The following is a 21631-nucleotide window of genomic DNA, read 5'->3' on the forward strand; positions in this document are numbered from 1 at the left end:
GCTGCGTTTAGTTGGCAAGTAAGCGAAATTAAAGGCCTAGTAGGCTCTTAGATTGTTGCTTACGGATTTCAGTCTCGTCAGCCCATTCGATCAAGCCAGACTCAAGATCCATTAGACGCATCGTCATTTTGTAGTAAACGTCTTCGTCGCTACCGTCTTTCTTAACGATGCTTGACAGGTTACCGTACAACATGTATTGAGCACCGACCATTTTACCGAATTGAATTGCTGAGCTTTGATTTACAAGCTCATCATTGTTTTGGAAGTTCAATTGGTCACGAACAGACTCTACACGGTCCATATCAACGAAACGGAACTTACCAGAGTTCAGCATCTTAGTACTGATAGTGTCAGTGATTGACTCAGTATCGATGTGCTCACTTGTTTTGTTCTTGATTCGCTCTACAAACACGATCGGACGCTGTTCACGAGTAATGTAAGACACAGAACCAGACGCCATCATGCTATCGACCATTTCACCCGCAATCGTTTGAAGGTCAGTTGAACCGAAATCGATTGTCGTGGTTTCTACTGCTTGTGCATCACCGTAGCTTACCTTGTTTGAACAACCGCCTAAAATAACCGCTAAACCTAGTAGCGCAACGACACTCTTTTTCATTTTGTTTCCTCAACTTATCACTGAGCGGGGTTACCCACACTCTTAAATTCTTGTATTGGCGAATCATTAGATCCGTTTTATCAGACTTACTGCTCTCGGAACTGGACTCTGAACTGAGTTGCTTTCGGGTTTACCGACACTTCTGACAGCGAAATACTTTCAAAACCACGAACAATCGCTTGCTTCCAAGGGCCTTGTTTTAGGTTGACCTCAAGCCCTGCATCGTCGTACCAGTAAAAACGATAAAGGATATGTTGATCGCCTTTATAGTTACTGTTTAAACGAACAATTCCTCGAGTGTGACCGTCAACTTGGTCGGTACGGATATCTTCAACCAACAAACGGCTGCCCAATACCTTGTCACCAAAGAAAACGTTCTGAGTCAGACTATCAACCCTTACGCCAGCTGTATTATCAGCACAACCAGCCAGAGCCATAACCGCTGCTAAACTCACTAACCACTTTTTCATTACAGCCTCCCTAGCTGTTTATGCCACATTGTTGCATTGTTACCTTGTCGAGAAATCCACACCAAAGTGGTCTGCCCTTCTCGGATATCAAAGTCGTACGTTTTAGCGCCCGCTTCTAGCGTAAATTGACCGCTGTTTGCTACGAACGTGCTGCTCTTAATCTCAGCCGGTAGAGATTGCCAACTGCGGGTGTCTGGTTGTTCAGTGAAAGTATTCCACACATTGAACAAGATATTGCCGACATCGTTGCCTTTGGTCGCTTCTTTACGGATACGGTCTTTCGCGACTACCCGTAGCGCTTGGCGAATAACAATGCTCGTCATACGTTCAGATAAATCGTTTTGCGCCATCGCGTTTACGTCAGTGATCAAGTGTTCTTGTAACGGTTGCCCGCTGATTCGCAAAGCAGAAAAACGCTCTACGTTTTGGCTCGGATAATAAGGCAGCGCAAGAGAGTATATTGCCCCCTGATCGCGACTGTCATAAACAGGTAAATCTAATCGCCAACTGTCCATTGCTTGTACAGCGCTTTGCTCTTGAAGAACAATCACTCGCCCTTCACCTGCACCAAGCTTAGATGATTGCTTGTAACGCTTTTCCAATGTCGCTAAATCTTGTCGCATCCCTAAACGGGCGGCAGTTGCCATCGTTCTGTCGATAATTTCTTGGTTGTCAGGCATAACAGCCAAAGCACGACGATAGTCAACGTATGCGCTGTTTAAATCATTCGAAGCTTCATAAAGTAGTCCAGACAAGAACATCAAATACGCATTCTGTACCGACTGCAGCTTCTTACCCGCATCAGGATAGTTTGCAAGGATGCTCCCCACATTGGCAGACAACCCCTGCTTCTTCGCATCGCTGGCTGCTTTGTCTAACTCAGCTTCACGTTGCTTCTTTGCTTGTTCTTGAACTTGGTTGGCGCGACGCATTTCAATCACCGCACCTTCTAAATCGTTTTTCTTGAGATAATTTAAACCGAGATACAGATGAAGAAACCCCAGCTCATAATCGGCTGGCACATACTCAGTAATATTATCATTCACCGCCAATGCACCCACGCTGGTTGCACTGTCTGAAATCGAGATCACGGCTTGTCTTTGCTGCTCAGTTACCGCTTGATCCGCCACTTCAAACGAAGACTTACTCTCTGGGTATTGCTGATCCAGAAGGTTAATTCTACCTCTTTCAAAGTTATCAAGGATGTCACCCGCAGCGTAATCTGGTAGCTCTTGTTGAGCCTCTGAATAATCTCCAGATTTAACGGCTTGGTAGATCTCTTTGTTTTGCGCGCTGTAATGACTGAACAGGGTTCCTGCAGACATACTTGCACAGCCCACAGTCAACGCCGATAACAGGGCAATGGAAGCGAATCTAAACTGTTGCTTCACTTATCGTCTCCGTGCATGTTTAAAATGCCAACTTTGTTAGGGTCTGCTGACCTTTCGTGGTTAAATTTTGTTCGAGATAGAACCCTTCGGGCAGTCTTTGTGGTTCATTTCTACTGCGTTATCAGCTTCTCATGTAGGCTAGCTACACTTCAAAGCCTCTGCCTTGTATAAATTTCCCACAAAGTGCTGCAAAAATCATCTCGAAAGATCAACAGACCCTAGTCTCATTATCAAAACGAAACGTGTTGTAAAAAGGATCTCAAGCCAGTTGAAACCCTACTGATTTAGCTTTTGCCAAGGCGATGCCGACATTCAGACAACAGATAGAACTTAAAGTTGGCATACAAACTACAAATTTTCCAACTAACTACTTGTGCTAACCCACTAATGAGTTCGTTTAAACTAGCTCATTAGCTTTCATTAACTTGGTAGCTTTGCATTAGCTCATTAACTTTTTATTAGCTCATTAATAGCGGACCAAGTGGACGGCCACCAACCAAATGCATGTGAATATGGTAAACCTCTTGGCCGCCATGAGAATTGCAGTTCACAATAAGACGGTAGCCATCTTCTGCAATGCCTTCTTCTTTTGCTAACTTGCGAGCCACGGTAAACATGCGCCCCATCATGGCTTCATCTTCTACTTCAACATCGTTGGTTGTTGGAATCAGCTTGTTTGGGATGATTAAGATATGGCTTGGCGCGCGAGGGTTGATATCGCGAAATGCGGTTACTAAATCGTCTTGGTATAGTAGATCTGCTGGGATTTCTTTGTTGATGATCTTAGTAAAAATGGTTTCTTCAGCCATGTTTCTCTCCGATAAAACATTTATTTTTTAATGCTTTGAGTATGCGCTATGCCGCATCAAACCACAATAAATCTGCTTTAAAGCATAATAAAAAACACCGTTCAAATCAAAGAAAACGAGCCTTAGCTCTCAAGAATGGCATGTTGGTTATAACTGAGGGCTATTTTTGACGTGTGCGTCATAAAATGCGTAAACGGAGCTCAATAGAATGCTGATAATTTTGTTAGTTTTACTTTGACCTGACATTAGGTCTGCATTTTTATTTAGGGAGAAAGCCATGAAGGGATCTGTGATCAAGCGTATGTACGCTGGTTTCGCACTGATCATCATCATGTTCGCAGTCACGATAACCATCATGATGAACAGCATGAATCAGATACACAGCAATTTTGAGAGTGTCTCAGAAACCTCACTACCACTTGTCGCGCTTTCAAATCAAACAAGTGTTCAATTGCTTTCTGCTGATAAATCATTCAAAGATTACTTAACCACACAAAACGCTGAACGCATGTCTGCAATGCGTACTGAGTTTGCTGCGTCACAAAACTCGTTTTCAGAAGTTCTCGGAAGTTTAGAAGCGGCAAGCCAAAACAATGTTTCGCTCACTGAACGCATTGCCCAATTAAGAGCAATGGAAGAACGCTACTTCGCCGAAGCAGACGAAGCGATGAACAACTACGTCGCGATGTTTGAAGCTCAAGAGCAAGTACAGAAAGCATCTCGCGATTTCCAACGCTTACATTCAGAGTTAACTGTTGGCATGAAAGAATACGTTGCCGACCAAAAAAGCATCTCTGTAAAAGTGATGGCAAAAAGCTACTTCATTAAACTTCAAGATGCTGAAGTGATTACCTCTGATGCGCTAGCGAGTTCTGATGTTGCCTTCGTTCAGAAAGCCGTTAACCAAAACAAAAAGGCCGTTACTCACCTTAACTACGCTTATCGCGGCCTATCCACACAACTGCCAGCACTTAAAAATGTCTTTGATGAATCGGTTCAGAAATTCACCAAAGACGTTGGTCAAAAAGGCGGTGTGTTGGACAAACACAACAACTACTTGAAAGCGAAACAAGCTCTGTACATCAACATTGCTAACTTAGCCGTAGAAATAGACCAAGCCATGGCTGTTTTAGACTCATTCAACGTGACTGCGGAAGAGCAACTGAACGCTTCACTTGAAGACGCAAGCAGCATCTACGACAAAGGCCTGTTCAATGCGATTGCAATTGGTATTGTTGTCACCGTATTCGCTGCAGCAATTGGTTACCATATTGCACATAGCGTAAGAGAGCCATTAACTCGTATTCTAGGTACATTAGAAGGCCTAACTGAAGGCGATATGACTCAGCGTATCGATATTCGTTATGACAACGAATTCAGCCGTGTGAGTCGTCACATCAACACCTTAGCCGACAACCTACGCAATATTCTGGTGAAACTGAATGACGCTTCAGATGACTTAACTCAGACCGCAAGCGTAAACCAGAAAACCTCTACAGAGACGCAAGCTCAACTGAACAGCCAACGTGAGCAAACGGCAACTGTCGCGACCGCAATGACAGAAATGTCTCATTCTGTACAAGAAGTGGCGAACAGCGCGCAAAGCTCACTAACCATGGTTCAACAAGTAGAATCGGCTTCTGAGTCTGGTCGTCAGATAATGAACACCAACATCAGTACCATTAACCAGCTCGAGGTTCGCCTTACTGAATCTGTTGGTGCTGTAGGTGAGTTGCAACAGATGAGTAGCCAGATTGGCTCAATCCTCGACGTGATCCGTGGTATTGCAGAACAAACCAACCTACTTGCACTCAACGCGGCAATCGAAGCGGCGCGTGCCGGTGAGCAAGGCCGTGGTTTTGCAGTGGTTGCCGATGAAGTACGCGTGCTAGCACAGAAGACCACTCAATCAACGTCTGAAATCGAGACCATGATCAGCAACCTACAATCAAGCTCGAAAACAGCAAGCAACGTGATTGAAAGTTGTATGAGCGATATGGACATGTCGGTTCAACAAGCTTCAAGTGCCAACAGTGCGATGGAAGAGATCCAAGCCTTGATTCTAGAGATCAGCCACATGAGTACACACATCTCTCAAGCAGCCGCTGAGCAGAGTGAAACTTCTGGTGATATTGCGCGGAATATAGAAGACATCAACCATATCGCAGATAAGAGTTACCAAGCGATGTCTTCAATTGCTGAGGCAAGCCAAAACCTAACAATTCTCGCAAACCAGCAAGGTGATTTGGTTCATCAGTTCAAGCTATAGGTAGCTGAGAAATTGATAGATATTTAGTGAGAATATTGGGACTTCTTACCCAATAGTGATAACTATTTGAACAAGGGCAACTTTTATCAAGGGTTGCCCTTGTTTTTTATGATCTTTGTCATTATATGATTATTAAGGCTTGCTGCTTCCCGTTTTTTCTTTCACCTTTATGAGCGAGCCGCTATTAAGGAATTTATATGGCTGTTCATGTTGGCATTATCGATCAAGATCCCATTCGCTTGATCACCCCACTACTCGATAACCGAACGATCAGCACTCACATCGTGTTCATCGGTGACAAGAATCAAGTCAGTATTTACCAACGCTTAGACAGCGTTTTGCAGAAGCGCGACATTACGAGTGAATTTTTCGAGATTCCAACCCTCGTAAATACATCCGCGATTAAAGAGTCTATCCAAAACCTTGCCGAAGACCTCAAAGCTCGTGGTGAAGAAGTGAAACTCAACGCAAGTTGTGGCCTTCGTCACCGCCTACTTTCTGTCTACGAAGTATTTCGTACTTACCACTGGCCAATCTTTGTTGTTGAACCAAACAGTGACAAGCTGTGCTGGCTTTACCCGAATGGTAAAGAAGACGCACAAGTTCAAGACCGCATCACTATCGACGACTACCTGACTGTGTTCGGCGCTCGTGGTGAATTCAGCGATGTACAGCTGTCTCCGCAACTTGATCAAAAGCTTTATGAGCTGGGTGAACGCTGGGCAAGTAATGCACTAGAACTCGGCCCAGGCCTCGCTACATTGAACTATCTTGCAACGACCTGCCGCAAAGAACAGAGACTTGATGTGGGCTTGTCAGAGAAACAACAAGGCTATCGCGAGCTAAACATGCTGTTGAGCGATTTGGTTGAAGCTAAGATCGCCACTTATGACAATGGTATTTTGACGTTTGCCAATGAAGACGCACGACGCTTCTCAAACGGCGAATGGCTTGAAACATTAGTTCATAGCACAGTTAAGCAGATCCAAGATGACATGCCGACCATTCAAGATCGCTCTTTGAATGTTCAGGTTTATCGTCAACTCGGTGAGCGCGAGGTGCGTAATGAGCTTGATGTTGCTTCTGTAGTGAACAATAAGCTGCACATCATCGAGTGTAAGACCAAAGGCATGCGTGATGATGGCGATGATACCTTGTACAAGCTGGAATCGCTTAGAGACCTTTTGGGTGGCCTACAAGCACGTGCCATGCTGGTGAGCTTCCGCCCTCTTCGTCATAACGACATCACACGAGCAGAAGATCTTGGCCTTGCATTGATTGGTCCTGACGAATTAAAAGATCTTAAAACACACCTAGCGGCATGGTTTACCGCCGCCGGTGGTGATGAAGATTTAGAATGCTAAAAGCCAATAGACTCTTGAGAGCTCAACGCTCTTAAGTAAATCTAAAAAGGCGAATGACGATTAGGTCACTCGCCTTTTTTGTTCTCTAGCCGTTTATCTGTTTATCTGTTTATCTGTTTATCTGTTTATCTCTATTTTCATCTTTCAACTATCTATGTCTCTAATTTCTTTGCCCCATAAAAAATGGCCGCATCATTTGATGCGGCCATTTTTAAATCTTGGAAACAGACTTAAAGCATTTTTATAACTAAAAGTATGTTTACAACTTAAAGCATTTTACGAGCAGCTTCTACAACCACTTTGATTGAACGCGCTTCTGTTACTTTTAGCGTTTCGTGATCAGGCGTCTCTTTTTGAGTACGGTTGATGATTACACCAGCAACACAACCCGCTTTAAGACCAGAACTTGCACACATAGTTAGAAGCGTTGCAGATTCCATTTCGAAGTTTAGAACGCCCATGTCTTGCCATTCTTGCATAGAGCCTTGGAAACGCTTAACAACGCGACCAGAGAACGTGTCGTAACGCTCTTGACCTGGGTAGAACGTATCGCTTGATGCCGTTACGCCCATGTGAACTGTTGCACCTGATTCATCAACTGCCGCTTTCATTGCTGTTGCAACTTCAAAGTCAGCCACTGCTGGGAACTCCATAGGAGCAAAGTGCAGGCTAGCACCGTCTAGACGAACAGAACCTGTAGAAACAATCATGTCACCCACGTTTACGTGTGGTTGGATAGCACCAGTAGTACCAACACGTAGGAAAGTGCGAACACCAAGTTGAGCAAGCTCTTCAACTGCGATAGAAGTAGATGGACCACCGATACCTGTTGAACATACAACAACTGGCTTGCCGTCTAGCTCTGCGCGGTAAAGCGTGTATTCACGGTGACTAGCAAGAAATACAGGATTCTCCATCTCTTCGGCAATTTTTTGCACACGAGCAGGATCACCAGGAATGATCGCAAGAGTAGCACCGTTAAGATCTGCTTCAGTAACACCTAAATGGAAAACAGCTTGAGACATAGTTCGCTCCTTTTGGCTTATTGGGCTTTTTACCCTTATTTAAGCTCATAGTAAATTCGTGGGGTACGAACACACTCTAACCAAGCTCATTACAAAATGAAGTGACGAGCGTCACACCAATGATCGCAACAAGATTTCAAGTTTCACGAAAAACCGATTGGCATCACAAAAACAAGCAATCTACACGCATGTGTTGCATACGAATGAGACAAAAAACGCCTTTAACGAATTACAGCTAAAGGCGCTTTTTATATTAGGCGTTTTTGATATTAGGTGCTTTAAATTGAGAGCGTCCTACATCAGGAACCTGAACCTAATCCGCTTTTGATTTGAATCGAAGTAAACGAAGAGCGTTGAGTGTCACCAAGGCTGTCGCACCACTATCCGCTAAAACTGCCACCCACAAACCGGTAATACCTAACAAACTGGTCACTAAGAATACGCCCTTCAAACCAAGTGCAAGAGCTACGTTTTGGCGAATGTTATTCATGGTCGCTTGCGACAGTTCAATCATCGCTGGTAACTCAGTTAAACGGTTGTGAGTCAGTGCTGAATCCGCAGTTTCAAGGGCAACATCCGTACCACCGCCCATTGCGATACCTACATTTGCTGTTTTCATAGCCGGCGCATCGTTGATGCCATCGCCCACCATGGCCACGTGTGACTGCTGAGATAACTGTTCAACGTAAGACACCTTGTCGCTTGGCAATAGGCTTGCTTTATACTGCATACCAATCTTGCTGCTGATCGCTGCCGCGCTTCGCGGGTTATCCCCAGTAAGCATGATAGATTGAATTCCCAAGTCATTGAGTCGTTCAATCGCAAGCTTAGCGTCACTACGTAACGTATCTTGCCAAGCAATCAGACCAATCACAGTCGCAGCTTGCTCTATTGATTCTTCTTGATCTTTAAGCTCAAGAGCAACCACAACCGTCTTGCCCTCGCCTTCTAATGCTTCAACCTGAGAAACAACATCGGCACCAAGATCGAACGTCACCTTAGAAGGCGATAGAACCTGATACTTAATTCCGTCGACATCGCCTTCAACACCACTACCGATCAGCGCGGTCTTGTTGTGTGACTCTGGAATTTCGACATTCAGTTCTTTCACTTTAGCAACTAGCGACTGCGCCAATGGGTGAGTAGAACCCACTTCAATTGCTCCAACCACACGAAGCATCGCATCTTGTTGCCAACCCGATAGAGGCTGAATGTCCGTAACCTGAGGTTTACCTTCAGTCAGTGTGCCCGTCTTATCGAAGGCAATAGTTTGAATTTTACCAAGCTGCTCCAATGCTGCGCCGCCTTTAATTAGCGCACCACGTTTCGCGGCTGCTGCTAAACCAGACGTAATCGCGGCTGGAGTTGAGATAACCAACGCACACGGACAAGCAATCAACAATAGCGCTAAACCACGATAGACCCACGTTTCCCAAGGCTGTGCGAACAACAATGGTGGTGTGATGATGACTAAAAGAGCAACCAACATCATTAACGGTGTATACCAGCGACTGAACTTATCGAGGAATCGCTCGAGCGGCGCTTTACGAGATTCTGCTTCTTCAATCAGGTGAAGAATACGGTCGATCGCGTTCTCACCCTGTTTTGAAGTGATGGTAATACGCACCACTTTATCGACCACCACAGCGCCAGCCATGATGCTGTTGCCTTCGATATGTTCAACAGGAACAGATTCACCCGTTAATGCACTTTCATCGAAGCTTGCTGCGTCGGTAATCAGTTGGCCATCAGCAGGTAAACGAGAGCCCGCCGCCACTTCAATCACATCACCGGGAACCAGTTCACTGACTGCAACTTCAACACGTTCGCCGTTGATAATCTTGGTGGCATTTTCTGGTACCAATGCCATTAGCGCTTGAACGCCACTTCTTGCTCTTGATGAAGCAAACGCTTCTAAGCGCTCACCAATCAAGAACAACAGTAAAACCATCGCCGCTTCCGCGGTTTCGCCCAGGTACAAGGCACCCAGCGCGGCAACACTCATTAGAGTTTCTATTGCGAAAGGTGTTCCTGAACGTGCCAGCTGAACCGCTTTCTTAGCCACCGGATATAATCCAAGTAGGCAGGTTGCGGTGAATAAGCCTTCACTTAATTGAGGATATGTACTTTTCAGAAGCGCAGCGAACAGCATTGCCGCTGCAATCGCGATAATCTGAAAATTAGGTTGGATGTACGCTTGCCAAAAAGTCTCAGGTTGTTGTTTTTCTTTCTTAGAACCGACTTCCGAAAGAGGGAAGCCCGTTTTGATAGAGACCTGTTCAATGGTGTCGGCAAGACTTTCATTATCGAATTTAACAACCAGTTTTTCGGTAGCAAAGAGAACCTTCGCTTGAATAACACCGTCAATATTACTGATCGCGTTTTCTATTTTTCTTGCACAAGCTGGGCAGTCCATTCCGGCAACCAGCCAACTTTTGGAGAATTGGGCGTTAAGAGACTCAGTTAAGGGCAGCCGGTCTTCTTCTCCACTGTCTGAACCACAACAATCATCTGCTGCTGCAGAAGCCGTCGTAGAACTACAGCATGATGAAGTACCCGCTGCCGTGATGCTGGAAATTTTAGGGCTGGAACAGCTTGCTCCTGCCGCTTGAGGTTGAACGTCCACTTTTGTTGAGCGGCACGCTGCATGTTTTGCGCACATAATGTATCTCCTTAATACTCAAAAGCCTTGAGGTTGTTGCTGGCTAATCACAGCAACCAAACCTTAAGTTCATCAAAAGTATAAACCTTGGAGGTAACTCCAAGGTCAAGAAGAAATTGTCCAAGGCCAAGAAGAAATTTGCAAACCGACCAATCTCGTATTGGAATGCCGGTGTTATTGCGACTTGAACTCTTTACACTCTTCTCTGTTCGCAGATACATCATCAATAAGAACCGCATCGTGTGAACAAAACGGTTGTGTATTCAAGCTCACTATCGATACATCGTCTTCTACAGGGTCAACTTGGGAACCTTGCATAAGCTCGGCAATATGATAGCGAAGCACCAAGGTACCGAGTATTCCGAACAAAACATTACCCAAGGCTTGCCCATACAACACACCCAATGCGCCATACCATTGCGAGCCTAAGTAGACGAACGGCAACGTACCAAGAGTGGCTTTACCCAGATTCAGTGCTGTCGAGTAAAGCGGTTTACCCAGGTTATTGAAAGACGTATTGGCAACAAACAGCGCGCCATTAAAAGTAAAGGTTAAGGCGACATAAGTACAAAATGCCGCAACAATAATTGCTGCATCACCTTGCAGGCTAAAGCCTTGGATCACATAGTCTTGGACAAAGTACAACAGAATACAGACGGCGATGGTGTATGCCGTAGTAACCAACAATGAGTTGTTGAGTGTTTCTTTTACTCTGTCCATTCGTTCTGCACCAAAGTTTTGCCCAATGATTGGTCCTACAGCGCCAGACAAGGCAAAAATAACCGCAAAGCAAACCGGCGTTAGACGACCAATAACGGCAAAGCCCGCGACAAAATCCTCACCGTATTGTGCGATACCCGTTGTCACAATCGCATTACCGATAGGTGTTGCGGTATTAGTGATAATTGCGGGAAGCGCAATGGCCAATATAGGGCGAATATTAATGCGCCACTGCACCAATGAAGGAGGTGCAACCAAGTGATGACTACGAATCAGAGGATACAGCGAGAAAAGAAGCACCGAAAAACGGGCAAAAACAGAAGCAATAGCCGCCCCTTCTATATTCCAGCCAAAACCAAAAATAAACAGAGGGTCCAAAATCGCATTAACGATACCACCCGACAAAGTCGCCCACATCGAACGTTTGGCATCTCCTGCCGCCCTCAAACCCGCACCCGCTGCCATCGCCAACGCTAGAAATGGCCCACTTGGCAATAAAATCTGTAGGTAAGCTTGAGCACGCTCTGCGGCAATCCCTTTTGCCCCTATAGCGGCTAACAGCTCAGGGATATAAGCAAACATCACCGCGGTAATCGTCAAACTGATGACAAAAGCAGTCAGCATAATACTGGTGGCGAGATTTCGAGCGTGTTCCTGATTCTTTGAACCGATCGCTTTGGAAACTAACGCGCCCATAGCAATGGAAGTACCGATCGAAACGGAGGTAGAGAAAAAAGTCAGCGTGCCTGCAAAACCCACTGCGGCGGCCAGTTCGACTTGTCCCAACATACTGATGAACAACATATCGAGTAAATCGACCACGAATAACGCCATCAAACCGACTGAGCCAGCCCCCGACATCACCAAGATGTGGCGCATCGTTGAACCTTCTACAAACTTTGCCGTTTGATTTGACATGAAACCTCCAAAAGCTGGGACACCCACAAGCAAGATCCCTAAACTAGTGATCCAAAGCGAGCGTTCCACAAGCTAGGGAGCCACAAAGAAAGGATCGACCAAGAAAAGCTCTATACAGAAAAAAGGCGCTAGTGCGCCTTTTTTCAATTGAGGGTATTGAGAAAAATAATCGTTCTTAACACGCTACTATACCTGATGTTTGAAGCATTCTTCCAAGTTCTTGCCGATTGCTCTCAAAACATCGGTTCTGGTGATAATACCCACTAGCTTTTTATTATCGAGCACTGGATAAGCTTTTGGTTTACCCACTTGCATCATATCTGCCAATTCAATGATGGATAAGTCTGGTGATACCGATAGCACCTCTTGGTACATACAATCACCCACAATGTGTGTGTCTTGGCAGAAATAGCTTACCTTCACCAATTTTTCTAATAAATCTTGCTCAGAAAGGAAACCAATAACTTGCTCATTATCATCAATTACTGGACCGCCCATGTGATGGCTGCTCATTACTCTATCTAACGCGAGACTTAACGGCATGTCAGGAGTGAATGTCACAACCTGCGGCGTCATGTAATCTTTCACTTTTATTGAATGCATTGCGTTCTCCCTAAATACTTTTCGTCATGTCTTTTTCTATCTTGTTAACCTAATTGTTGTCTAAAATCTTGATTTTACTAAATGGATTTCAACAATTTTATTGATAGGTAAAACCTACCAAGGCGAGAAAACAAGGTCACAAAAGGCTTGTGAGCATTTTTACGCAAGCAAAAAAATAAAAAATAGAGTCCTTACAAAGCCTTACTTTATGACACTGGCTTGAATGAATAAACCTTGTACTCTTCACGCCATAAATAATTATATCGTTACAATTAGGCCGTTTATGCAACACAACAACAGTATGTACGCGTACATTTATTCCGGTGTCGATGGTACAGAAAACACCCTCATCGCCACTGTCGACAACCAAGAAAAGCCCCTTATCTCTAGCTGCGTCGATGAGATAAAACACATGTCTAGCTTAGCGATTGATCTGGCGGCAAAACACAATTTGAAAGTAAAGTTGGTCAAATACCAAAGAGCACAAGAGATCGACTTCGGCTTGTTCGTTAAATAGCAGACTCATCACACATGTCTTGACCGACAGGCTCAACAAGCATTGTCAACGACACATGAATACCGTATTTTGTGGCAAGTTCTTGAGTAGGTAATCACATTGACGATGATTACCTGCTTTAACCGATAAGCGCTCGAATTGGAGACATCCATCGCACCGCTTTTCATTGTCCAAACGGTTCACTATGACTTCGCTTCGTTCTCCTCAAACTGTTCTATCTCACTTTATCCCTAAACTAAAAAGCTACTTTAGCGAATTATTGGATTTCCAATCGCGCATTTGGGTGGTTCATATTTTTGAAGACTCCATCACCGATCAGTCCTTTGTGATAAATGAAGATGGCTTTAAAGAACCGTTAGAGTGGATGAAGAAACGAGCCTATCAAACAGCATTGCTTGAACGCGTTGAGAAGATGAAAATTTCACAAGTGATTGAGATTCAATTCGAAGACAAGATGCATCGATTGATGCGAGTGAAGTAGCTCTGTTGTTTGGGCATTCACGAAAGGCCCTTGCTAGAAATTAAGCATAAAAAAGGCCAGCGCTCGCTGACCTTCTCTCATTGGTTAAAAACCATCATCTAACGCGCACAATACTCATGCCACAGACGCACCGCTTTCTGGTATGCCTCAGTTTTATCGTGCGTTTCTGCGAATAAAATCGCAGTCATACTGTCCACGACACTGTTTGCCATCAGCTCCATCTCATCTTCCGGTGTACCCAGTACACATTCAGAAGGCAGAGGCAGTTCAACATTCATCGTGCCTTCCCAGTAGAAAGATTCCACCTTCTCAGGAGAACTCATCCAGACAGTTTGACTCACTTTAGGGTTGTATTCTGATTCGCCATTCATGCCTTTGAATGAAATCACCGAGTGGGATTTATTACCAATGACATGCTCAACTTCAGCGTGTAATTGAGGAAAGCCCGGGTGAAAACTACCACGCAAGCCCAAACGACCACCACCGGGGTTCAATGCACGAACCACGGTGTTAATTGGAGTACGCAGACCATAGCGATGTTTCCAACCAATCATAGTTTGAGCTTCAGGTGCGAAGTTCGCCAAAGGCAAATAGGCGATACCATCCGCTTCAAGGATCTGCTTGGCGTCTTGCGGGTCTTGAGCTCGGCGAACACCAACACACTCTAGGTGAGTCTCAACGTGCGTGCGGCCACTTGGTTTGTCCATGTAGCCGTGCATTAAGACTTTATAACCATTATCAGCTAAGATTTTTGCCGCCAACAAATTCCAAGGCTTACCACTGGCGGTATCGTTACGCTTACCTGCGTAGCACGGCCAGTCAATATCGGCGCCTAAGTCTGGTACTCGAGATTGAAACGCTTTTACAAAGCCTGCGATCTCTTCATTGGTTTCATTCTGCACACGAATCAACATCAGTAGCATAGCCATTTGGTCGTCACCGACCTCTCCGCTTAAATACTCATCCATGATGCGGTAGGCTTGTTCGAACGATAAAGGCTTACGCCCTCTTTCTCCTCGTCCAACTGTACGAATACACTCTAAAATACTACTCATTGATTGTTTATTCTCTTCCGTTGATATCAATAAAATTCGAATACGCTTTCGATTCTATGATACCCACAGTGCATTGCAAAGCGATTCAGTGGCTATCGACCTAATTACCAATACGCGGATTGATGTTCTAAAAGTAAACTTACTGGTGTAAAATTTGCGTATGCAATGTTAACCGCGACCTATTGAGTAGTATCCCGATGACTGTAAAAAAAACACTAAGCCAAAGAAAACGTGAATCGATCGTTGCCGCTGCTATCGCAGAGTTTACTGAGCACGGTTACAAGGCCACCAGCATGGATAAAATCTCGAGCCGCGCGGAAGTATCAAAGCGCACGGTATACAACCACTTTGCCAGCAAAGAACTGCTTTTAGATGAGATTTTGGACAGCATTTGGAGCAAGACTCTCGCCGCGACGCATTTCCCTTATCAAGCAGAACTTCCTCTTGATGAGCAACTCACTTCGATTGCCAATCAAGAACTAGAACTTTTAGAATCAGAAGGCTTTATCGACTTATCTCGCGTGCTGTTCTCAGAGTATTTCCATAACGCCGAACTGGCGCATCAAGCTATGGAGAAATATTCCCAAGCAGAAAGTGGACTCACAACCTGGATTAAAGCAGCACTGGCAGATGACCGCTTAATTGAACTAGACCCTCTATTTGCATCTACCCAGTTTATTGCACTGTTAAAGTCTTTTGCATTTTGGCCACAAATCATTGGTCATACGCCGTCACCGGATGCTGCGCACAAACAAGTGATCATCCAATCCAGTGTCGAGATGTTCCTGAAACAGTATCAAGCGTAATAAAAGTTGAGCTCGGCTAAGTTTTATTGGGTTTGATTAGAGATGCGCAAACGAGTGAGGTATGATTCGCCCGCTTCACTCGTTTACCAAGACTAAGAATTCATGCCAAAGTTGATTAACAAAATTTGGGTACACGCTTTCATGCTCTTCGCTATGCTAATGGCCACCATTAGTGTGGACAGCATCGCGAGCAGCAATGCTCTGCAAGCCCCCCAAGCTCAATCAACTTCTGCCAATAGCTTCTCTTTCTCTGCTTCTAACATCAGTTCTGTAGAGAGCACCCCAACACCTTTTTCCAGCGCACAACCCACCGTTGAGCACCACTGTTGTGGATCGGTCTGTCTACTGAAAATGCCACCACTGATCGTTTCTGAATCTTTCGAACCGCAGATTGAATCACTGGCACTGATAGAAAAAGAGCCTTCGCACAAAGCGATTGTTGCACCACAAGCGCCATACCGCCCCCCTATTTCCTAATCGTTTGTCCCTGTTTGGCAATATCTGCCACCAAGTTATAACAGCATTTTTGCTGTATCAAATGACATCCGAATTTAGGAAATGAATACATGAAAAAACTATTTAGCCTCTTTGCCGCTCTACTCTTAAGCGTTTCAGTAAACGCCGCACAATTTGAAGAAGGCACGCACTACAAAATCCTTGATGTAGCCAAGGCCGACAAGCCTGTCGTTACCGAATTTTTCTCTTTCTACTGCCCACATTGTTACAAGTTTGAAGGGGTCATTAAGTACCTGAAAGCAGACTTGCCAAAGTCAGCAAGCTTCCAAAAAGTGCACGTCGCTTTTATGGGTAACAACATGGCAGTACCAATGGCGAAGGCTTACGCGACCATGATTACTCTAGACGCTGAAGAAAGCATGGTTCCTGCCATGTTTGCTCAGATCCATGAGAAGCAACAAACACCAAAAAATGAAGCAGAACTGCGTGAAGTTTTCATTGATAACGGTATCGATGCGAAGAAGTTTGATGCGGCATACAACAGCTTTGCAGTGAACTCGATGCAAAAACGTTTCGATAAAGAGTTTGATCAAAGCACACTAACTGGTGTTCCTGGAGTTCTGGTTAACAACAAATACATCGTAAAACCGGATCAAATCAAGAGCTACGAAGAGTACAACCAACTAGTGAATTACCTGCTAACGCTCTAAGTCCGTTTTTCATCTCAAAGCCAGTGATTTCATCGCTGGCTTTCTTATATATGAAGTCTCCCTAGCCGCTCACCATTCCCGTAAATCCGCTTGGGAAGTATTGTTAACTGGCATCCTCCACAATTTTTCATATACTGCACTCAATTAAGCTATCCATTGTGCTGTAGCATTCAAAATATTAGCACTCAAATATTGGGACCTTTATGATCATTCTGACCACAAACTTTGGCGACATTGAAATTGAACTGAACCTTGAAAAAGCGCCGGTAACGTCGAAAAACTTCCTTAAATACTGCCAAGATGGCTTCTACGAAGGCACAACATTTCACCGTGTTATTGAAGGTTTCATGATTCAAGGTGGTGGACACACTATCGACATGACAGAAAAACCAACTCGTGCACCTATTGTGAATGAAGCTAACCGCGGCTTAAAGAACGTGATTGGATCTCTCGCAATGGCTCGCACTGACGCACCCCATTCAGCAACGGCGCAGTTCTTTATCAACCTTGACGACAATGATTTCCTTGATCATACAGCAACCAGCAACTCAGGTTGGGGCTACGCTGTGTTTGGCAAGGTATCAGCAGGTATGGATGTGGTAAACAAGATTGCACTTGCACCAACCACCACTCGCTGGGGACATGAAGATGTGCCATGTGAAGACATCGTGATTACTAAAGTCACTGTTCGCGACTAATTCACTCACGTGCTTTCCTGCCCCTAGTGCATTCGAATTGATTGTACAAAGAAAAGAAGGCAGCGCGATAGAACTATGGTGGTAAGGATTCGACTTTACCACCTGTATTCAAAGCTCGTTATTAGAATCGTTACCAACGAGAGCGGTAAGTACGGTGACATCCTTTACAAGTATTGTTCGCAGAATCTAACCCTTGTTCTGCGCTCGACAAATCTTGCTCAACACTCGCTTGATAAAGCTCTGCAAAGCCTTGGTGCATCTGTAACATCAGTTGGTTAAATTTCTCAGGCTTGCTCCAAATCTCCTTTTTTGCCTTACCTCCAGTATCACCTTCAGCAAAACTCGCATTCAATACGGTTCCATGTTCCACCAACATGTCACTTAGCTCACCCACTTTCAGCCAATCCACGTCACTGTTATTCAATTCTGAATCGACTTGTTTGCTGACCTCTTCAATAGAGCTAAAAGCCTGTTGACGATTATTTACAACATCCACTGCGGCTGCAGAGATCATGGGTAGAGCAATCGTAGGCAGTGCGATGATTAAAGCGATGGTGAATTTTTTCATAGTGTCATTCCTAGTGATTAATTGATTGAGTGCTTAATTAACTGAGTGGCTAATTGACTGAGTGATTTGTTCGTTAATTACTGATTGGTTTCTTAGTAAATTACGGCTTGATAGTTCAGCCGTAATCGATGAGATGCATTTAATTTACACAACAATAGTTGCATATGCAACTATTGTTGTGTAAATTATTCCCACCAAGCAAATTCGCAAACAGGAAAAGCATTATGAAAATCTGGGATCTACCAACTCGACTTTATCACTGGCTTCAAGCCGCACTCTTTATTGGTCTTGCTGCGTCAGGGTTTAACGGACAAGGTCCTCATGTTTACTTAGGCCTCGCACTGTTCAGTCTGATTTTATGGCGCTTGGTTTGGGGAATCGTCGGCAGCGATACCAGTCGCTTTTCTCAATTTATTAGCTCCCCAAAATCGGCTTGGAATTACTTCCGCGGAAAAGCACGACCAAAACCGGGACATAATCCGTTAGGTGCGTGGATGGTGATAGGAATGATCACGACTCTGTTTGTCCAATGTATTACAGGGCTTGTTATTGCTGGTTTCTTTGATGCGATTCCAGGCTCGGAACGCGTGATTACTGATGCAGTATTCGATGTGTTATGTACGGTACATGGCATTGCCGCACGCATGTTAGTGGTCTTTGTGGTACTGCACTTGGTGGCCATTATCATTTACAAACTACGCTCAAAACCGCTGGTTCTTGCCATGATCACAGGCAAACAAAGCCATTCAGCGTCAACGGATTATTTCAGAAATGGCAGTCAATTGGCTTTTTCATCAAATAGGAAAGCGTTGTTGGTGCTAATTGCATCGGTATTAGTTACGATGACAATAGTTGTGATATCACAGTAAAATTAGGTAGCGAAAGATGCCAGAAGAGTTTGATAGACAAAAAAGCTTTGGTTGGATGATCAATGTGATCGCCAATAAAGCGACCAAAGATTTCGACACGGAATTGAAAGAACATGGCTTAAGCATTGCACTATGGCCAACCATGATGTGTCTTTGGGAAGAAGAAGGTGTGACTCAGCGTGATATTGCTGCGAAATCCAAAGTCGAGAATTCAACAACGACACGTACATTAGACAAGTTAGAAAAACTTGAACTGGTGGAACGCAGAGCCGATCCAAACAGTCGCCGTTCTTTCCGAATTTACTTAACGGAAAAAGGCAAAGCACTTGAAGAACAACTCGTTCCTATCCCAGTTCGTTTAAACAAAGCGTTGATGAACGAGTTAGATGCTGAAGAACAGCAGCAAATGCTCAAGCTACTTCAGAAAGTAGTCGCGGCAATCTGATCTTACCGCGCTCGCTGCTTACCAATCTCACTGCTTAGCAAAGCTTGTTACACTCTGAACGTGTATTAAAAAACAACCAACACTCGGCCTTGCGCCGAGTGTTTTATTTTCGTCTCGACCATTTGATATAGCAAAACAGTGAAGCAATGATCACCGCTCCACCGAGCAGCTTCTGCATCTCTACACTTTCGCCAAGCACACTCACACTTAACAGCAGCGTCCACACAGGCTCAAGAATCATGATCAATGCCGCCACTTCCATATTCACGGAGTGCTGACCGACCGTTTGCAGCAAGTAACGAATAGATGTTGCAATCACCGCAGAGACAATAAACCAGAAGACTAAGGTTTTGGTGATTTCGAACTCCGGCTGAGCTGTCATAGAAGCAAAGGCTAAACCACTCACACCCACTACAAACAGCTGCACACAAATTGATGCGATAGGCTTGATATTGGTAATCACACGCTTGTTCATCACAAAGTGAACAGACAACAACATCGATGCTAGCAAGAAGTAAATCTGACTCTGCTCTATATTCCAACCATTGCCCAAAGTCAGCAGTAGCATGCCGATAATCGCGATAGGGAAAGACATCCAAAACGCACGATTAGGCTTTACTCGAAACAAAATCCAAGACACAAACGGTGCAATGATCATGGCTAAGCTCATGATGAATGCCCCTTCCGACAAGCTTTCCGTCACTGAAACCGCAAACACCCATACCTGCAATGAGGCAGACAGCAGCAAACCCACTCCGCAAAGAGAAAGAACCTGCTTAAGCGAAAGCTTACGAATGTGATGAATACAAAACGGCAGAAGAATCAAACTCGCGACGAGGAATCGCACACCAATGAACACTGGCCCCGGCATTTCTAATACCACCAGCTTAGATGCAATCCATCCAATCCCAGCTAACAGGGTAGCAAATAGGAGGTAAAGCTCTCCGCGCATCGCTTTCATCATTTTACTTGGTCCAATAACAAAAAAAGCAACCCGACTCTGCAAGGTTGCTTTTTATAAACATTCAACAGGATCAAGATACTATCTCAATACTCTGCTTCAGGCAGCTGTTTTTAGCCTGCGTATTCTGGGTAATCAATTAAACCTTTTTCAGCACCGCCGAACAATGTGTTTGGATCGTGCGCCGCAAGTGGGTAACCATTTTGAATACGAGCTGGTAAATCTGGGTTAGCAACGAATGGACGACCAAAACCAACCATGTCAGTTACGCCTTCAGCAACCGCTTTTTCGCCACGCTCGCTATCGTATTTACCCGCATAAATCAGGACACCTTGATAAGCATTACGTACTGCTGATTTAAAGGTTTTTGGTGTTTCAGGTGCATCGTCCCAATCGACTTCTGCAATGTGCAGGTAAACAATTTTGTATAGGTTAAGTAATGCTGCCGCCGCTGTGTAAGTCTCTACTGGCGTAGCATCAACGGTACCATTCAACGATGTGAACGGAGCAAGACGCACACCAACACGGTCAGCACCAATCGCTTCAACCATAGCCTCAACCACTTCACCTAGGAAACGTAAACGGTTTTCAATTGAACCACCGTATTCGTCAGTGCGGTTGTTTGCTTCAGAATCGATGAATTGGTTGATTAAGTAACCATTCGCGGCGTGAAGTTCGATACCATCAAAGCCTGCTTCAACCGCATTTAAAGCCGCTTGGCGATACTGTTCAACCACTTGTTTGATGTCTTCTTTCGTCATCTCACGAGGTTCAACCACATCTACAAAGCCCGGTTCATCAGTACCGTTATCGATGAATACTTTTACGTTTTCTGCTTTAAGTGCAGAAGACGAGATTGGCTGTTCACCACCAATGTTGTCTGGGTGTGTGACACGGCCTACATGCCAAAGTTGAGCGAAGATAACGCCCTCTTTTTCATGTACGGCATCAGTCACTTTTTTCCAACCAGCGATCTGCTCGTCAAAATAGATACCTGGAGTCCAAGCATAACCTTGGCCCATAGGTGAAATTTGTGTACCTTCCGCAATAATCAAACCTGCAGAAGCGCGTTGAGCGTAGTAAGCCGCCATCATGTCGTTTGCTGAATTACTAGGTTGCGTTGCGCGAGAACGCGTCATCGGTGGCATAACAATACGGTTTTTAAGCTCGATATTACCAAGTTGAATTGGTTGAAATAGTGCGTTTGTCATTGTT

Annotated in this window: 22 protein-coding genes; 10 read left to right on the plus strand and 12 right to left on the minus strand. The window is 44.7% G+C overall.

Annotation, left to right across the window (positions count from 1 at the left end; all coding sequences use genetic code 11):
* Positions 1-28 precede the first annotated feature (28 nt).
* The 4 genes from lpoB to hinT all read right to left on the minus strand — a co-directional run bounded on the left by lpoB (position 29) and on the right by hinT (position 3289).
* Entirely contained in the window at positions 29-619 is a 591-nt protein-coding gene (gene lpoB / locus AACR09_RS11800) for a penicillin-binding protein activator LpoB (protein ID WP_004736264.1), read from the minus strand.
* A gap of 86 nt (positions 620-705) precedes the next feature.
* Positions 706-1089 carry a YcfL family protein gene (locus tag AACR09_RS11805; RefSeq protein WP_004736265.1) on the minus strand — a complete coding sequence of 128 codons (384 nt, stop codon included), beginning with the start codon at positions 1087-1089 and terminating at the stop codon, positions 706-708.
* Positions 1089-2480, minus strand: coding sequence for a COG3014 family protein (locus AACR09_RS11810; RefSeq protein WP_193835016.1), 1392 nt, complete (start codon positions 2478-2480; stop codon positions 1089-1091). Before AACR09_RS11810 ends, AACR09_RS11805 begins: the two co-directional genes overlap by 1 nt.
* A 458-nt stretch (positions 2481-2938) precedes the next feature.
* Positions 2939-3289 carry a purine nucleoside phosphoramidase gene (hinT, locus tag AACR09_RS11815; RefSeq protein ID WP_017065295.1) on the minus strand — a complete coding sequence of 117 codons (351 nt, stop codon included), beginning with the start codon at positions 3287-3289 and terminating at the stop codon, positions 2939-2941.
* 277 nt (positions 3290-3566) lie between these two features.
* Between hinT and AACR09_RS11820 the strand changes: the two genes are divergently transcribed.
* Together AACR09_RS11820 and AACR09_RS11825 are read left to right on the plus strand one after the other, a co-directional pair.
* Complete coding sequence (locus AACR09_RS11820; protein ID WP_017093525.1) at positions 3567-5558, plus strand: methyl-accepting chemotaxis protein; 1992 nt, start codon at positions 3567-3569, stop codon at positions 5556-5558.
* A 197-nt stretch (positions 5559-5755) separates the two neighbouring features.
* The gene (locus tag AACR09_RS11825; RefSeq protein ID WP_004736271.1) at positions 5756-6922 is read left to right on the plus strand and encodes a DUF1887 family protein; all 1167 of its coding nucleotides are present in this window, start codon (positions 5756-5758) and stop codon (positions 6920-6922) included.
* 266 nt (positions 6923-7188) lie between these two features.
* On the opposite strand, the gene udp is transcribed toward AACR09_RS11825, so the two are convergent.
* The 4 genes from udp to AACR09_RS11845 all read right to left on the minus strand — a co-directional run bounded on the left by udp (position 7189) and on the right by AACR09_RS11845 (position 12850).
* On the minus strand, positions 7189-7947 hold the full coding sequence (gene udp / locus AACR09_RS11830) for a uridine phosphorylase (protein WP_004736272.1): 759 nt from the start codon (positions 7945-7947) through the stop codon (positions 7189-7191).
* Between the two features lie 313 nt (positions 7948-8260).
* Entirely contained in the window at positions 8261-10609 is a 2349-nt protein-coding gene (locus AACR09_RS11835; protein ID WP_193835017.1) for a zinc/cadmium/mercury/lead-transporting ATPase, read from the minus strand.
* A 174-nt stretch (positions 10610-10783) separates the two neighbouring features.
* Entirely contained in the window at positions 10784-12247 is a 1464-nt protein-coding gene (locus tag AACR09_RS11840) for an MATE family efflux transporter (RefSeq protein WP_017084664.1), read from the minus strand.
* Positions 12248-12433: 186 nt separating this feature from the next.
* The gene (locus AACR09_RS11845) at positions 12434-12850 is read right to left on the minus strand and encodes a CBS domain-containing protein (RefSeq protein ID WP_017078938.1); all 417 of its coding nucleotides are present in this window, start codon (positions 12848-12850) and stop codon (positions 12434-12436) included.
* 283 nt (positions 12851-13133) lie between these two features.
* Between AACR09_RS11845 and AACR09_RS11850 the strand changes: the two genes are divergently transcribed.
* Both AACR09_RS11850 and AACR09_RS11855 read left to right on the plus strand, forming a co-directional pair.
* Positions 13134-13367 carry a hypothetical protein gene (locus AACR09_RS11850; protein ID WP_017078937.1) on the plus strand — a complete coding sequence of 78 codons (234 nt, stop codon included), beginning with the start codon at positions 13134-13136 and terminating at the stop codon, positions 13365-13367.
* 184 nt (positions 13368-13551) lie between these two features.
* The gene (locus tag AACR09_RS11855) at positions 13552-13848 is read left to right on the plus strand and encodes a hypothetical protein (RefSeq protein WP_193835018.1); all 297 of its coding nucleotides are present in this window, start codon (positions 13552-13554) and stop codon (positions 13846-13848) included.
* Positions 13849-13946: 98 nt separating this feature from the next.
* On the opposite strand, the gene AACR09_RS11860 is transcribed toward AACR09_RS11855, so the two are convergent.
* The gene (locus tag AACR09_RS11860) at positions 13947-14903 is read right to left on the minus strand and encodes a glycosyl transferase family protein (protein ID WP_054546684.1); all 957 of its coding nucleotides are present in this window, start codon (positions 14901-14903) and stop codon (positions 13947-13949) included.
* A 197-nt stretch (positions 14904-15100) separates the two neighbouring features.
* Here AACR09_RS11860 and AACR09_RS11865 point away from each other — a divergent pair, with 197 nt between their 5' ends.
* The 4 genes from AACR09_RS11865 (at position 15101) to AACR09_RS11880 (ending at position 17573) form a co-directional block, all read left to right on the plus strand.
* Positions 15101-15709 (plus strand): TetR/AcrR family transcriptional regulator, encoded by a 609-nt coding sequence (locus tag AACR09_RS11865; protein ID WP_102533564.1) that lies wholly within the window; start codon positions 15101-15103, stop codon positions 15707-15709.
* A gap of 102 nt (positions 15710-15811) precedes the next feature.
* Positions 15812-16186, plus strand: a complete 375-nt coding sequence (locus tag AACR09_RS11870) for a hypothetical protein (protein ID WP_017078933.1) — start codon at positions 15812-15814, stop codon at positions 16184-16186.
* A gap of 89 nt (positions 16187-16275) precedes the next feature.
* Entirely contained in the window at positions 16276-16875 is a 600-nt protein-coding gene (locus tag AACR09_RS11875; RefSeq protein ID WP_102556304.1) for a thiol:disulfide interchange protein DsbA/DsbL, read from the plus strand.
* 203 nt (positions 16876-17078) lie between these two features.
* A complete protein-coding gene (locus tag AACR09_RS11880; RefSeq protein WP_004736286.1) occupies positions 17079-17573 on the plus strand; it encodes a peptidylprolyl isomerase in 495 nt (164 codons plus the stop codon).
* A 130-nt stretch (positions 17574-17703) separates the two neighbouring features.
* On the opposite strand, the gene AACR09_RS11885 is transcribed toward AACR09_RS11880, so the two are convergent.
* Positions 17704-18141 carry a c-type cytochrome gene (locus AACR09_RS11885; RefSeq protein ID WP_193835019.1) on the minus strand — a complete coding sequence of 146 codons (438 nt, stop codon included), beginning with the start codon at positions 18139-18141 and terminating at the stop codon, positions 17704-17706.
* Positions 18142-18365: 224 nt separating this feature from the next.
* On the opposite strand from AACR09_RS11885, the gene AACR09_RS11890 reads away from it, so the two are divergent.
* Positions 18366-19010 carry a cytochrome b/b6 domain-containing protein gene (locus AACR09_RS11890; protein ID WP_193835020.1) on the plus strand — a complete coding sequence of 215 codons (645 nt, stop codon included), beginning with the start codon at positions 18366-18368 and terminating at the stop codon, positions 19008-19010.
* A 16-nt stretch (positions 19011-19026) separates the two neighbouring features.
* Positions 19027-19455, plus strand: coding sequence for a MarR family winged helix-turn-helix transcriptional regulator (locus AACR09_RS11895; RefSeq protein WP_017086111.1), 429 nt, complete (start codon positions 19027-19029; stop codon positions 19453-19455).
* Between the two features lie 103 nt (positions 19456-19558).
* Here AACR09_RS11895 and AACR09_RS11900 read toward each other — a convergent pair whose 3' ends face one another.
* Together AACR09_RS11900 and AACR09_RS11905 are read right to left on the minus strand one after the other, a co-directional pair.
* Positions 19559-20419: a DMT family transporter gene (locus tag AACR09_RS11900; protein ID WP_193835021.1), complete on the minus strand. Its 861-nt coding sequence runs from the start codon at positions 20417-20419 to the stop codon at positions 19559-19561.
* A 110-nt stretch (positions 20420-20529) separates the two neighbouring features.
* Positions 20530-21627, minus strand: coding sequence for an alkene reductase (locus tag AACR09_RS11905; protein WP_193835022.1), 1098 nt, complete (start codon positions 21625-21627; stop codon positions 20530-20532).
* Positions 21628-21631 lie beyond the last annotated feature (4 nt).

Source organism: Vibrio sp. OPT20, from assembly GCF_963889365.1.
Classification (GTDB): Bacteria; Pseudomonadota; Gammaproteobacteria; order Enterobacterales; family Vibrionaceae; genus Vibrio; species Vibrio splendidus.

Excerpts from the sequence above, each read along its gene's own strand:
- lpoB (WP_004736264.1), bottom strand. The coding sequence starts at position 619 with ATGAAAAAGAGTGTCGTTGCGCTACTAGGTTTAGCGGTTATTTTAGGC.
- AACR09_RS11805 (WP_004736265.1), bottom strand. The coding sequence starts at position 1,089 with ATGAAAAAGTGGTTAGTGAGTTTAGCAGCGGTTATGGCTCTGGCTGGT.
- hinT (WP_017065295.1), bottom strand. The coding sequence starts at position 3,289 with ATGGCTGAAGAAACCATTTTTACTAAGATCATCAACAAAGAAATCCCA.
- AACR09_RS11820 (WP_017093525.1), top strand. The coding sequence starts at position 3,567 with ATGAAGGGATCTGTGATCAAGCGTATGTACGCTGGTTTCGCACTGATC.
- AACR09_RS11825 (WP_004736271.1), top strand. The coding sequence starts at position 5,756 with ATGGCTGTTCATGTTGGCATTATCGATCAAGATCCCATTCGCTTGATC.
- udp (WP_004736272.1), bottom strand. The coding sequence starts at position 7,947 with ATGTCTCAAGCTGTTTTCCATTTAGGTGTTACTGAAGCAGATCTTAAC.
- AACR09_RS11835 (WP_193835017.1), bottom strand. The coding sequence starts at position 10,609 with ATGTGCGCAAAACATGCAGCGTGCCGCTCAACAAAAGTGGACGTTCAA.
- AACR09_RS11840 (WP_017084664.1), bottom strand. The coding sequence starts at position 12,247 with ATGTCAAATCAAACGGCAAAGTTTGTAGAAGGTTCAACGATGCGCCAC.
- AACR09_RS11845 (WP_017078938.1), bottom strand. The coding sequence starts at position 12,850 with ATGCATTCAATAAAAGTGAAAGATTACATGACGCCGCAGGTTGTGACA.
- AACR09_RS11850 (WP_017078937.1), top strand. The coding sequence starts at position 13,134 with ATGCAACACAACAACAGTATGTACGCGTACATTTATTCCGGTGTCGAT.
- AACR09_RS11855 (WP_193835018.1), top strand. The coding sequence starts at position 13,552 with ATGACTTCGCTTCGTTCTCCTCAAACTGTTCTATCTCACTTTATCCCT.
- AACR09_RS11860 (WP_054546684.1), bottom strand. The coding sequence starts at position 14,903 with ATGAGTAGTATTTTAGAGTGTATTCGTACAGTTGGACGAGGAGAAAGA.
- AACR09_RS11865 (WP_102533564.1), top strand. The coding sequence starts at position 15,101 with ATGACTGTAAAAAAAACACTAAGCCAAAGAAAACGTGAATCGATCGTT.
- AACR09_RS11870 (WP_017078933.1), top strand. The coding sequence starts at position 15,812 with ATGCCAAAGTTGATTAACAAAATTTGGGTACACGCTTTCATGCTCTTC.
- AACR09_RS11875 (WP_102556304.1), top strand. The coding sequence starts at position 16,276 with ATGAAAAAACTATTTAGCCTCTTTGCCGCTCTACTCTTAAGCGTTTCA.
- AACR09_RS11880 (WP_004736286.1), top strand. The coding sequence starts at position 17,079 with ATGATCATTCTGACCACAAACTTTGGCGACATTGAAATTGAACTGAAC.
- AACR09_RS11885 (WP_193835019.1), bottom strand. The coding sequence starts at position 18,141 with ATGAAAAAATTCACCATCGCTTTAATCATCGCACTGCCTACGATTGCT.
- AACR09_RS11890 (WP_193835020.1), top strand. The coding sequence starts at position 18,366 with ATGAAAATCTGGGATCTACCAACTCGACTTTATCACTGGCTTCAAGCC.
- AACR09_RS11895 (WP_017086111.1), top strand. The coding sequence starts at position 19,027 with ATGCCAGAAGAGTTTGATAGACAAAAAAGCTTTGGTTGGATGATCAAT.
- AACR09_RS11900 (WP_193835021.1), bottom strand. The coding sequence starts at position 20,419 with ATGATGAAAGCGATGCGCGGAGAGCTTTACCTCCTATTTGCTACCCTG.
- AACR09_RS11905 (WP_193835022.1), bottom strand. The coding sequence starts at position 21,627 with ATGACAAACGCACTATTTCAACCAATTCAACTTGGTAATATCGAGCTT.